Annotated in this window: 12 protein-coding genes; 9 read left to right on the forward strand and 3 right to left on the reverse strand. The window is 34.0% G+C overall.

Going from position 1 to position 12,888, the window contains the following annotated elements; all coding sequences use genetic code 11:
* Nucleotides 1-11: 11 nt before the first annotated feature.
* Both KFV12_RS03855 and KFV12_RS03860 read right to left on the reverse strand, forming a co-directional pair.
* Nucleotides 12-866, reverse strand: coding sequence for a YitT family protein (locus KFV12_RS03855; protein ID WP_111714287.1), 855 nt, complete (start codon nucleotides 864-866; stop codon nucleotides 12-14).
* 67 nt (nucleotides 867-933) lie between these two features.
* A complete protein-coding gene (locus KFV12_RS03860; protein WP_254257348.1) occupies nucleotides 934-1,890 on the reverse strand; it encodes an LCP family protein in 957 nt (318 codons plus the stop codon).
* A 187-nt stretch (nucleotides 1,891-2,077) separates the two neighbouring features.
* Between KFV12_RS03860 and KFV12_RS03865 the strand changes: the two genes are divergently transcribed.
* Nucleotides 2,078-3,121, forward strand: coding sequence for a glycosyltransferase family 4 protein (locus KFV12_RS03865; RefSeq protein WP_239242339.1), 1,044 nt, complete (start codon nucleotides 2,078-2,080; stop codon nucleotides 3,119-3,121).
* Nucleotides 3,122-3,182: 61 nt separating this feature from the next.
* Here the strand turns inward: KFV12_RS03865 and KFV12_RS03870 are convergent, their stop codons facing one another.
* Complete coding sequence (locus KFV12_RS03870; RefSeq protein WP_254257349.1) at nucleotides 3,183-3,812, reverse strand: YigZ family protein; 630 nt, start codon at nucleotides 3,810-3,812, stop codon at nucleotides 3,183-3,185.
* 142 nt (nucleotides 3,813-3,954) lie between these two features.
* On the opposite strand from KFV12_RS03870, the gene fakB1 reads away from it, so the two are divergent.
* The 8 genes from fakB1 (at nucleotide 3,955) to KFV12_RS03910 (ending at nucleotide 12,828) form a co-directional block, all read left to right on the forward strand.
* Nucleotides 3,955-4,809 (forward strand): fatty acid kinase binding subunit FakB1, encoded by an 855-nt coding sequence (gene fakB1 / locus KFV12_RS03875; RefSeq protein WP_254257350.1) that lies wholly within the window; start codon nucleotides 3,955-3,957, stop codon nucleotides 4,807-4,809.
* A gap of 70 nt (nucleotides 4,810-4,879) precedes the next feature.
* Nucleotides 4,880-6,109 (forward strand): DEAD/DEAH box helicase, encoded by a 1,230-nt coding sequence (locus KFV12_RS03880; protein ID WP_254257351.1) that lies wholly within the window; start codon nucleotides 4,880-4,882, stop codon nucleotides 6,107-6,109.
* Nucleotides 6,099-6,785 (forward strand): phosphoribosyltransferase family protein, encoded by a 687-nt coding sequence (locus KFV12_RS03885; protein WP_254257352.1) that lies wholly within the window; start codon nucleotides 6,099-6,101, stop codon nucleotides 6,783-6,785. The genes KFV12_RS03880 and KFV12_RS03885 overlap by 11 nt, the downstream gene beginning before the upstream one ends.
* A gap of 61 nt (nucleotides 6,786-6,846) precedes the next feature.
* On the forward strand, nucleotides 6,847-7,410 hold the full coding sequence (gene hpf, locus KFV12_RS03890) for a ribosome hibernation-promoting factor, HPF/YfiA family (RefSeq protein ID WP_111714294.1): 564 nt from the start codon (nucleotides 6,847-6,849) through the stop codon (nucleotides 7,408-7,410).
* 200 nt (nucleotides 7,411-7,610) lie between these two features.
* Nucleotides 7,611-10,139, forward strand: a complete 2,529-nt coding sequence (gene secA / locus KFV12_RS03895) for a preprotein translocase subunit SecA (protein ID WP_254257353.1) — start codon at nucleotides 7,611-7,613, stop codon at nucleotides 10,137-10,139.
* 5 nt (nucleotides 10,140-10,144) lie between these two features.
* A protein-coding gene (gene prfB / locus KFV12_RS03900) for a peptide chain release factor 2 (RefSeq protein ID WP_239242334.1) occupies nucleotides 10,145-11,246 on the forward strand; the annotation gives its coding sequence in 2 pieces (ribosomal slippage) (nucleotides 10,145-10,207 and nucleotides 10,209-11,246; 1,101 coding nt in all).
* A gap of 112 nt (nucleotides 11,247-11,358) precedes the next feature.
* Nucleotides 11,359-11,676 (forward strand): cytochrome c551, encoded by a 318-nt coding sequence (gene cccB, locus KFV12_RS03905; protein WP_096077097.1) that lies wholly within the window; start codon nucleotides 11,359-11,361, stop codon nucleotides 11,674-11,676.
* A gap of 123 nt (nucleotides 11,677-11,799) precedes the next feature.
* Nucleotides 11,800-12,828, forward strand: a complete 1,029-nt coding sequence (locus KFV12_RS03910; protein WP_254257354.1) for a C40 family peptidase — start codon at nucleotides 11,800-11,802, stop codon at nucleotides 12,826-12,828.
* The last annotated feature ends 60 nt before the right edge of the window (nucleotides 12,829-12,888 follow it).

A 12,888-nucleotide genomic window follows, 5' to 3' on the forward strand; every position in this document is an offset into this window, starting at 1 on the left:
AAAATTCCTCCTTACTTACTACGATAAATTTTTGCCTTAGAAAAGCCTCTGCCAATTATTTCAGATGTATTGATGAAGATGACAAATGAATCGGGTTCTTCGCGTGTAATAATCTGCTTGAAATAAATCGCTTCTTTTTGTTCCATCACAGAAAATAATAAACTTTTTCCTTCTCGATTATATCCACCGAATGCATTAACGCTTGTAACACCACGTTCAACATGCTCATGTATGAGTTTAATGATTTCCTGTTCTTTAGTTGTAATGATAAATACAAGTTTATTATCTCCAGCATGTAATTGTACGATATCAATGACTTTACTTGTAACATATATTGAGATTAGTGCATATAATGCAAGTTCAAAATTAAATACGAATGCACTAAGAATTACTACAAATGCATCTACGATTAATTGACAGAACCCACTTGATAAACCAGTATATTTTTTTACGATTTGAGCAAGCGTAGCAGTACCACCAGTGGAACCATTACCACGATAAACGAGCCCTAGACCAATACCTAGCACAATGCCACCATAAAGTGATGCTAATAATGCATCAGTTGTTCCTTTTTCGACGAGGCTAGATGTTAAAAATATTGTGAGTGGTACAATAAATGTTGCGATAACAGTTTTTAAACTGAATGATTTTCCTAATGTAAACCAACCGATAATGAATATAGGGATATTAAATAGAAATTGAATCATTGCAGGATCGGATCCTATCATTTTATTTAAAATGGTACTCAGACCCGAAATACCACCAGCTGCAATCTGACCAGGTAGTAAAAATAAATTATAGCTAATACCAACGATGATTGAACCTATTACTGTATATAAAATATCAATAAGCACTGTTTTATTCATATCTTTACTCCTTTTTGTCAAAAAAATAGTAAAGCAGTGTGATCATTGCTTTACACATTTTTGAAGATTAAATCCCGAGATTATCTTTCATCTGCTGTTTGACATCTTCTTTAGAAGCTTCGTTAGGGATGAAGTACCATAGACCATCTGAATCAATTTTATTTTCGCCGTTTAATTGCAACTTCTTAATTGTACCGATAGCAGGGGGATAATGTCTTCTTAATTTATTGATGTCCTGAAAGGCTATATTTGTTGTAACACTAGCAGAAATCGTCTTTAATATTTGATTGAATTTGGGTACGGACTCTATGCTGAGTAGTTTATCAGTCACAGCTTTTACAATAACCTGTTGACGTACTTGACGACCTTCGTCTCCCATTGCACCCGCTTCTTTTCGGCTACGTGCAAAAGCTAATGCATCTTTTCCATTTAGGTGATATTGCTTGCCGGCCTTAAAGTCATACTCAGCAAATTTGAAGGTATGTGGACTTGTTACATCTATCCCTCCGATATTATCGATGATAAATACAAAATCATCCATATCGACAGTTGCATAATAATCAATTGGCATATTGAAGTATTTTTCAATTGAATCTATCGCCATTTTAGGGCCACCATAAGCATAAGCGTGATTTATTTTTTCTTTAGTACCATGCCCGACAATATCTGCTTTCGTATCTCTTGGTATACTTATAATTGTCGTAAGCTGTTTAGATGGATTAACCGTTGCTAGTATCATTGTATCTGATCGCTTGCCTTCCTGACGAAAAGCTCTACCGGCATCCGAGTCAAGACCAAATAAAGCAATTGAAATAGGCTGACCAGAATTTAAGTCAATATTAGCGTTGCGAAGTTCAGATGTTGTACGTGAATATTTTGGATCTTGTAAAGTATCCGTTGTATGTTTCAGCTGAAAAAAAACATATATAAAAAGTAATGCAAATATAAATATACAAACCATAAATAGTGAGGCAAGTATAAAAAATAGTTTTCTTTGTGTTCTAACTCGTGCGCGAGAACTCATAATAAAACTCCTTCATTAAATTGAAGATACTTTCTTTTAACCGTATTATTATGTAACAAATTTAAGCATTCGTCAAACAAATGTTCAACTTAAAAATATATTGTTTCATATTTATTACATATAATTTGATAGGCGACATACGTATAATGTGCTATAGTAAAAAAGAATGAAGAGCTTGAGGTGGCTTATGTTTACATTAAAATTAATAATGATAACAATTATAATTTCGTTTATTCTAACACCGGTTATTATCAAATTTTCACATGTTGTTGGTGCACTGGATAAGCCTAATTTTCGTAAAGTACATACAAAGCCAGTTTCAGTATTGGGTGGCGTAGTCATTCTAATTTCTTTTCTTATTGGAATCTGGATAGGACATCCTGTTGAACCTGAAATTAAACCGATTATTATTGGTGCAGTATTAATTAATATCCTTGGCATCATTGATGATTTGTTTGATTTATCAGCAATTGTTAAATTAATTGGTCAAATAGGTGTGGCATTAATTGTTGTGATGCATGGTATCACGCTGGATCTCATAACGTTACCTTTTGGTGTCGTTATAGAATTCGGATATTTAAGTATACCGATGACGATTCTCTGGATTGTAGCTGTTACAAATGCAATCAATTTAGTCGATGGATTAGACGGACTTGCTGCGGGCGTATCGATGATTGCTTTAGGAACGATAGGTTTTATTGCGATACTACAACAAAATATTTTTATTATGATGATATGCAGTGTATTAATAGGTTCATTAATAGGATTTTTACGATATAATTTTTATCCAGCAAAGATTTTTCTAGGTGACAATGGCGCTTTAATGCTAGGATTCATAATAGGTGTATTAAGTTTACTTGGGTTTAAGAACATCACTTTAATCTCACTGTTCTTTCCAATTATTATATTAGCGGTTCCATTTATTGATATGAGTTTTGCGATGATTAGAAGGTATCGTCAAGGTAAACCCATTATGCAGGCAGATAAATCTCATTTACATCATAAATTACTCGGCTTAGGCTATACACATGCCCAAACGGTCATTTTAATTTATTCAATTGCGATTTTGTTTAGCATCGCATCAATAATTCTTTATCTTTCTACACGAATTGGAGCAATCTTAATTGTGACACTTATTATTATAACGATTGAATTAATTGTAGAATTTACTGGTTTAATAGACGATGATCATAAACCGATGTTAAAGACGATACGTCGTTTATTAAAATAATGTTTATTACATAAATTAAACAAGCAAGAGGAACAACCTATATTGTTCTCCTTGCTTTTTTTTACAGGTCAAAGGGCAACATCATTTCTTCTTCAATTGAGTATTGGGCTGAATCCTGTGTTGTCTCAATAATAAACTGCTCAAACTGCTCTTTATTCTCAGCTGTGATCTGGACAACGTACGTAACTTTATCGGTATACATTGTATCGAGAATAACGAAAGGTTCACTTGCTATCAGATGCTCAAATTTACCGGTGTTCTCATAATTCAATATCACATGATATTTTAATGCATTTTTTATAATAACTTTTTCAGCGACCTTAATCCCTTCAACGACGCCACCCTGATAAGCACGAATAAGTCCTCCTGTACCTAATTTAACGCCACCAAAATAGCGTGTGACAATAGCAAGTGTATTATGCACATCATTCTTCTTTAATGCTTCAAGCATAGGGACTCCTGCTGTACCACTTGGTTCCCCATCATCACTTGCTTTTTGAATCTGATGCTGGTCACCGATAGTATATGCTGAACAATTATGATTAGCATCCTTATGTTTTTTCTTAATTTCAGCAATTTTTTCTTTTGCTTCATCTTCATTTTCTATCTTAAATAGATAGGTGATAAAACGAGATTTATTAATAATCTCTTCATTTTCAATTTCTTTTTTTATCGTGATATAATTTTGCATCTTATCCCTCATAACTGATTAATTATTTGTAATATCATTTTAACAGAGTCATCAAAATATTATTATACTATTTGTATTACTTTATTTTTAGTAATAAACGGTATAAAATATATATTGGGATGTATTGGGACGGAGGTATTTTATGAAAACAGCTATTATTACAGATTCAACTGCATATATTCCTGAATCAATCCTGAAGTCAGAGGATATTCGTATCATTTCACTGAATGTTATCTTTAAGGATGAAATATATTTAGAAGAAAAGTATGATGCGCAAACTTTCTATGAAAGAATGCGTACTGAAAAAGAATTGCCAACGACAAGTCAACCGACAACAGGTTCGTATGTCGCTCTTTTAGAGGAATTGAAAGCAGAAGGTTTTACCGATTGTATTGCAATACATCTATCTAGTGGTATCAGTGGTACTTATCAAAATGCCATAACAGCTGGATCGATGGTTGATGGTATTAATCTTCATGCGTTTGATTCAGAAATTGCAGCGATGGCAATGGGCTTTTATGTTCAACGTGCATCAGAACTGAAAGATAAACTTAGTCCTGAAGCGATTATTGCTGATTTAGAAGAGATGAAGCAACATACAAATGCTTATTTTATTGTAGATGATTTAAAAAATCTGCATAAAGGTGGACGACTCACTGGAGCTCAGGCATTAATAGGCAGTATGCTACAAGTTAAGCCGATACTTCATTTTGAAGATACTAAAATTGTACCATTTGATAAAGTGCGTACAAAGAAGAAAGCACTTAAGCAGATTAAAGATTTGTTTGCACAGGAAATTAAAGATTACGAACATGTAACGGCTGTATTAATTCACGCCAATGCTGAAGAAGAAGCGGATGCAATACTCGCTGATTTAAAAGCAGAATTTCCACATGTTAAATTTATTAAAAGTTATTTCGGACCTGTTATCGGAACGCACCTTGGAGAAAAGTCGATAGGTCTTGGATTTACGAATAAAAAGTTTGATATTTTATAACATTAATCGTCTTATATTTTATATTACCGGCACACATTTATTTGTGTGCTTTTTTTTTATGGAGGAAATGATGAGAATATTAGTTTCAGAACAGAAGTCAGAGATTTCGGCAATCGAAATAGAAAGAAAAATAAAGTGTAATTTTTGTTTGAATGAAGATAAAAAACTATTCTATCACTATTATCACCATGGCTTTAAAGAAATAATATATTACTGCAGAAACTGTATCACACAAAGTATAAATTCCAGGCTATTTATTCACTATTACGAAACACCACAAAATAGTGAACAGATAAAGATTGATCTACCATTTAAGCTTACTGAACAGCAACGTAATGCCTCTCAATTTATTAAAGAACAAATAACACTTCAGCAATCTTGTTTATTATATGCAGTAACCGGTGCAGGTAAAACGGAGATGATCCTTGAAGGTATCGTGAAAGTTAGAGGAGAAGGAGGAAACGTTGCTGTTGTTTCTCCACGTACAGATGTTGTAAAAGAATTATCGTTACGACTTAATATTTATTTGAAGACAGAGCAAATCAGTACGTTATATGCGGGTCATTCTGAAATAACACAGCCGTACCTTATTATCAGTACGATTCATCAGTTGATGTATTTTAAATCACACTTCGATTTGATTATTGTTGATGAAATTGATGCCTTTCCAGCACAACACGATCCTAGATTGATGAAATTATTAGAAAGAGCATTGACGCCAAAAGGTATTTTTGTGTACTTGTCAGCGACACCACCAAAAAATATTATTCGCGCTTGTAATGGAAATATTGTTTATTTACCGTTGAGACATCACAAAAGACCATTACCTGTCCCACAGTTTAAATATTTAAGTCATGGATCAGTAAAGAAGAAACTTGATGATATGTTAAGAAATATCAAAGGAGATAAAATCATTTTAATCTTCTTCCATGATATACGATTAATGGAACAGACTTTTCGTTCTTTAAATAAAAATATACAAACAAAGACTGTATGTGTATATTCAGGTGATGATGAACGTCACGAGAAAATTGAAGCGATTAGAAATGCAAGCTATCAATTTGTTTTTACGACGACGATACTGGAACGAGGGTTTACGATGCATGGATTAAGTGTCTGGGTTATGAATAGTCATCTATTTCGAAGTGACAGTTTAATTCAAATTGCAGGTAGGGTAGATCGAAAAGGTGATGAAAGTAATGGAGAAGTCATCTTCTTTCATGATGGCATTAGTTTATCAATGTTAGCAGCAGTTAGAGACATACGACAGATGAATATAAGGGGTGCTCATGTATCATAATCAATGTATTATTTGTCATGAGAGAATAGCCAATCCCTTAACCATTGACAATCTATTTTCAAAGCTTGATGTTGTCTGTCAAAGTTGTATTGATAAAATGCTTATGACAACGGAGTGTAGACGTTGTCCAAATTGCAAGAAAAAACTTGAAGAAGGAGAAACTAACTGTCTGGACTGTATGTTTATTGAGAAACATTTCGGATTTGTGAATAAAGTCGACTATGTGTGCGATTATCATGAAATGGCAGCTAATCTAATACATCAGTATAAATCGAATGGCGATATTCTACTTGCACAAGCATTTGCATCATGTATAAATGCCAAATTTAATCGGCGCTATTTCAGACAGTTTGATTATATTATCCCATTGCCTATATCAGCAGAACGTCTAAAGGTGAGAGGGTTCAATCATATAACAGAAATTATGAAATATGTTAAAGTGCCATATCATCAGATAATTGAGACAGAATTTCGTGAGAAACAAATGAATCTTAGTAAAACTGAACGAATGCGTCAAGAAAATCCTTTTCGATTAAATCATCCTATTAAAGATAATTCACGCATCTTATTAGTTGATGATATTTATACGACAGGTTTGACGATCAGCCGTGCGCGTAGTGTATTTTTATCCTATAAACATTGTGAAATCAAAGTGTTAGCGTTTGCAAGAGCCTGAATATTTGGTAAAATATAAGTAGGAAGAAACAACAAGAATAGTTTCAAAGGAGCGATTCATTATGATTAGATATGAAATCCATGGAGATAACATCTCAGTAACAGAAGCGATCAGAAATTACATCGAAGAGAAATTAAGCAAACTTGAAAGATACTTTACAAACGTGCCGGATACGAATGCACACGTAAAGATTAAAACTTATCAAGATGGAAAATCTAAAGTAGAGGTAACAATTCCTCTTAAAAATGTTACATTACGTGCCGAAGAACGTCACGATGATTTATATGCAGCAGTTGACTTAATTGTTGAAAAATTAGAGCGTCAAGTACGTAAACACAAAACAAAAGTAAATCGTAAATTCCGTGAAAAAGGTATTGAAAAAGAAGTTTTCCCAAGTTTACCGGAAGTTGAAGAAGTACCAGCTGAAAAAGAGGATGAAATTGAAATCATCCGTTCTAAACAGTTTGACTTAAAACCGATGGATGCTGAAGAGGCGGTTTTACAAATGAATCTTTTAGGACATGATTTCTACATCTTTAATGATGCTGAAACAAACGATACAAATATCGTCTACAAACGTAAAGATGGTAAATATGGCCTTATTGAAACAAGCGTTAACCAATAATTGAATTAAAGTATATATCAAACTGAAGCGATTTTTCGCTTCAGTTTTTTTCTCGCTATAAATATATATCATTTATTTATATTTAATTTTTATGGTTTATTTTAACAGATAAAATATACGAAATATTTTTATAAAATCACGATAAGTGCTATTATTATTAGTTGAAGACGTATGTATACGTATTAAAAGGAGAGAACACAATGGGATTCATTAAAAAGATGTTAGATGGCAATAAAAGAGAACTTAAAACGTTATCTAAAATTGCTGATAAAGTAGAAACATTTGCAGAAGAAATTGCTTCATTATCCGATGAAGACCTTAAAAATAGAACAGCGAAATTTCAAGCTGATTTAAAAGAGATTGAAGATTATAGAAAACAAGAAAAATATTTAGATGATATTCTACCTGAAGCATATGCGATTGTCCGTGAGGCTTCAACGCGTGTGTTAGGTATGCGTCCATTTAAAGTTCAAATTATGGGTGGTACTGCGATACATCGTGGAGATATTGCGGAAATGAGAACTGGGGAAGGTAAAACGTTAACTGCTACAATGCCGGTTTATTTAAACGCATTAACAGGCCGAGGCGTTCACGTTGTAACTGTCAACGAATACTTATCTAGCACACAAGCAGAAGAAATGTCTCAGTTATATAATTTCTTAGGCCTATCAGTAGGTGTTAACTTAAACCATTTATCTACTGAAGAAAAACGTGCTGCATATAATGCAGATATTACGTATAGTACGAACAATGAATTAGGATTCGATTACTTACGTGACAACATGGTTACGTATAAGGAAGAACGTGTTATGCGTCCTTTAAACTTCGCTATCATTGATGAGGTTGACTCAATCTTAATTGATGAAGCACGTACGCCATTAATTATTTCAGGTCAGGCTGAAAAATCAACGAGTCTTTATATTCAGGCGAATGTCTTTGTCAAGATGTTACGTGATGAAGAAGATTATAACTATGATGAGAAGACTAAAGGGATTCAGCTTACTGAGCAGGGTATAGATAAAGCTGAGAAAATGTTTAAAGTAGATAACCTTTATGATGTTAAGAACGTTAACTTAATGCATCATATTAATATCGCTTTAAAAGCAAATCGTTCAATGCTGAAAGATGTAGATTATGTTGTACAGGATGGCGAGATTGTTATCGTCGATCAGTTTACTGGCCGTACGATGCCTGGTCGTCGTTTCTCAGATGGGGTACATCAGGCAATTGAGGCGAAAGAAGCCGTTGAAATTCAAAATGAATCAAAAACAATGGCTTCAATTACATTCCAGAACTTCTTCCGTATGTATAATAAATTGTCTGGTATGACAGGTACAGCAAAAACAGAAGAAGAAGAATTAATGAATATCTATAATATGGCAGTTACACAAATCCCGACGAATAATCCGATTGCCCGTGTCGATGCAGCTGACTTAATCTTTGCTTCTGAAAAAGGTAAATTCCATGCTGTAGTCGATGAAGTCATTGAACGTCATAAACAAGGACAACCAGTGCTACTTGGTACTGTTGCAGTTGAGACGAGTGAATATATTTCTGATTTACTTAAGAAACGCGGTATTCGACATAATGTATTAAATGCTAAAAACCATGAACGAGAAGCAGAAATCGTTCAATATGCCGGTGAAAAAGGTGCTGTAACGATTGCTACCAATATGGCTGGTCGTGGTACGGATATTAAATTAGGTGAAGGTGTTAAAGAATTAGGTGGATTAGCTGTTATTGGTACTGAACGTCATGAATCACGTCGTATCGATGATCAGTTACGTGGTCGTTCTGGACGTCAAGGTGATCCAGGTTTCTCAAGATTCTACCTTTCACTTCAGGATGAACTGATGGTGCGTTTCGGTTCAGAACGTATGCAGTCAATGATGACAAAGCTAGGTATGAATGATGAAGCACCGATTGAATCAAAAATGGTTTCACGCGCAGTTGAATCCGCACAAAAACGTGTTGAAGGTAACAACTACGATAGCCGTAAACGTGTATTAGAATATGACGATGTTTTACGTAAACAACGTGAAATTATTTATGAAGAACGTAACGAAATCCTAGAAACTGAAGATTGTTCAGCAATGGTTCATGGCATGATTGAGCAATCTGTACGACGCGCAGTTGACTTCCATTTTGCTGGTGAAGAAGATACGCATGACTATGAAACGTTTATCAATTATGTTGAAGATATGTACCTTACTGAAGGTGCACTGAATGTTGAAGATATTAATCGACGAGATAATGATGAAATATATGAAATTGTTATGAAAGCTGTTGAGAAACAATTATTACATCAACAAGATGAATTGGGCGAACAATTCTTAGAATTTGAACGTATGATTCTGCTTCGCACAATTGATATGAAATGGACGGATCATATCGATACAATGGATCAGTTACGTACAGGTATCCATTTAAGAAGTTATGGACAAATTAACCCGTTACGTGAATATCAAAATGAAGGCTTAACGATGTTTGATGCAATGCTTGAAAATATTGAAGACGATGTGAGTAAATATGTATTAAAATCTATCGTCGAAAAAGATGAACATGTTGAACGTGAACAAGTTGCAGTAGGACAAGCAATGGTTGCAAATGACGGAAAAGAAAAAGTGAAGAAACAACCGAAAACAAAAACTGAGCCAGACATTGGTCGAAACGATCCATGTCCATGTGGTAGCGGTAAAAAGTATAAAAACTGTCACGGAAGAGAGTAGTCTGAATGGAACAATTTGAAATTAACAATGCTTTAAATGAGATTAAAGAGAAAATAGATAGCTTTAGGGGGTCTCTTTGACTTAGAAGAAAAAGAGACAAACATTCAAGAATATGAAGAGATGATGGCTGATCCGGATTTCTGGAATGATGGGGATAAAGCCCAAGAGATTATCAATAAAAATAATGCTTTAAAAGAAGTTGTAAATGGCTTTAATGCATTAGTAGAAAAGTATGAAAACATTGAAGTATTAATAGAAATGTTGAAGGAAGAATCAGATAAAGAAAGTGAAGCAGAGCTGATTCAACAACTTCAAAGTTTAACCGAAGATACAAATGAATTTGAACTTAAAATGTTACTGAATGGTGAGTTTGATGCAAATAATGCGATTTTAGAGTTACATCCAGGTGCTGGTGGAACAGAGTCACAAGACTGGGGAGAAATGCTCTTACGTATGTATCAGCGATTTGCAGATAAACGTGGATTTAAAGTTGAAACACTTGATTATTTACCGGGGGATGAAGCTGGAATAAAGAGTGTCACAATCTTAATTAAAGGCCATAATGCTTATGGTTATTTAAAAGCTGAAAAAGGTGTTCATCGATTAGTGCGTATCTCTCCATTTGATTCTTCTGGAAGACGTCATACATCATTTGTATCATGCGATGTAACACCAGAACTAAATAATGAGAATATTGAAATTGAGGTTAGGACAGAAGATATTAAAGTCGATACGTATCGTGCTAGTGGTGCAGGTGGACAGCACATCAATACGACAGACTCTGCTGTCCGAATCACCCATACTCCAACAGGAATTGTTGTTACTTGCCAGAATGAACGCTCTCAAATTAAGAACAGAGATCAGGCTATGAAAATGTTAAAGGCGAAATTATATCAGCGTAAGATTGAAGAACAAGAAGCTGAGCTTGCGGCAATTCGTGGTGAACAAAAAGAAATCGGCTGGGGATCACAAATTCGTTCTTATGTATTCCATCCTTATTCAATGGTGAAAGATCACAGAACAAATGCGGAAACTGGAAATACAGGAGCAGTGATGGATGGCGATCTTGATTTATTTATTGATGCTTATTTAAAAAGCCAATTATAAGCATTCCAAATGTTTAATAAAAGTATTAACGATAAAAGAGATAGAGACAATCATTTGTCACTATCTCTTTTTTGGGTATAATTAAAGTAATATAAAATATGGGGGTATTATCATGAAAAAATTATTTACAGGACTTGCACTTTCAGCATTAGTACTCGGGGCATGTGGAAATGGTGAAGAAGAAAAAACAACGGACAAAACAACTTCAAATGATCCAGGCAGAGAAGCATTTGCCAATAGTTCATGTATTGGATGTCATGGTAAAGACTTAGAAGGTGGAAGCGGACCAAACTTAACAAAGGTCGGAGGAAAATATTCTGAACAGGAAATTTTAGAAATTATAAAGAATGGTAAAGGCTCTATGCCAAAGAATTTAGTTGAAGGTAAAGATGCAGAAAATATAGCGAAGTATTTAGCAAAACAAAAATAATAAAATTTTATAGAATACTTAAAGATAATATTACAAGTACGTAACAAATGCCTGAAATTAGATGAACATATGCTATATTATTTTTAAGTAAACACATGGGCTTACAGGAGGCATTTGTACAATATGAAAAGATTAGTTTTATCGATTGTTGGCTTAACAACAATCATTACAGTTGCTTCACAGGCACAAGCAAGTAATTATCATGTGAAGCAAGGTGATACACTTTATACGATTGCAAAAGAAAATGGTACAAGTGTCTATGAATTAAAGCTTTTAAACAATTTGAATGAAACACAGCTTACGCCAGGACAAAAAATAAAGATTTCATCAGATTATTATAAAGTGACAAAAGATGATACAGTACAGAGTATCGCGAAGAAATTTAAGATTACACCATTTGAAGTTAGATTCTGGAACAGATTATCTTCAAATGAGTTGACAATAGGTAAAAAACTAATTGTTTCTGAAGATGCTTATCGTAAATATAAAGAAAAAAAACGTAAAAACCATCATGTAACGCCGGCGCTTTCACCGGATTCGGCAAGAATACTTGATGAAATTGATCAAAAAGAATTAAAAGAATCTATAAACAACGAAGAAACTGATATTAATGAAGAAATGGATAGTAATGATATTCAAGTCACAGTAGATGAAAACTATTCATCTGAATCGGATGCCCAAAATATTGATGCAGAATATTATACTCAAAATAGTCAGTCATTAAATGAGTCATCGAATGCAATATCAGAAGAAAATACTCAATTAAATACACTAGTAGATAAGTCGACTCAAAAAAAACCATTCAATATGATTGAAGGCGATGTTGCACGAATAGCCCATCGCATTGCTGAAGGTAAATCATATGTTTATGGTGCCAACAGTAATAATGCTGTAGATTGTTCAGCATTTGCGCAACAAGTCTTAAAAGCTTTAGGTAAATCAATTCCACGAACAACTTATGAACAGATGGCAGTCGGTACAAGAGTTCTACAGCCACAGCCGGGAGACCTTGTATTTTTTAATAATGGCAGTCATGTCGGAGTTTACATTGGCAATGGCCAGATGGTTGATGCATTGAATCCAAAAGCTGGAGTGGGCCAGCGAGCAGTAAATTACATTAGTGGAACGATTACAGGATATTATCGTTATTAATATGGTGTTTAATAGAAGCGCGTGTCTATTATGTCATGCGTTTTTATTTTTTAGTTTTTC

This window comes from Macrococcus epidermidis (assembly GCF_024205965.1).
In the GTDB taxonomy this organism is placed as follows: Bacteria; Bacillota; Bacilli; order Staphylococcales; family Staphylococcaceae; genus Macrococcoides; species Macrococcoides epidermidis.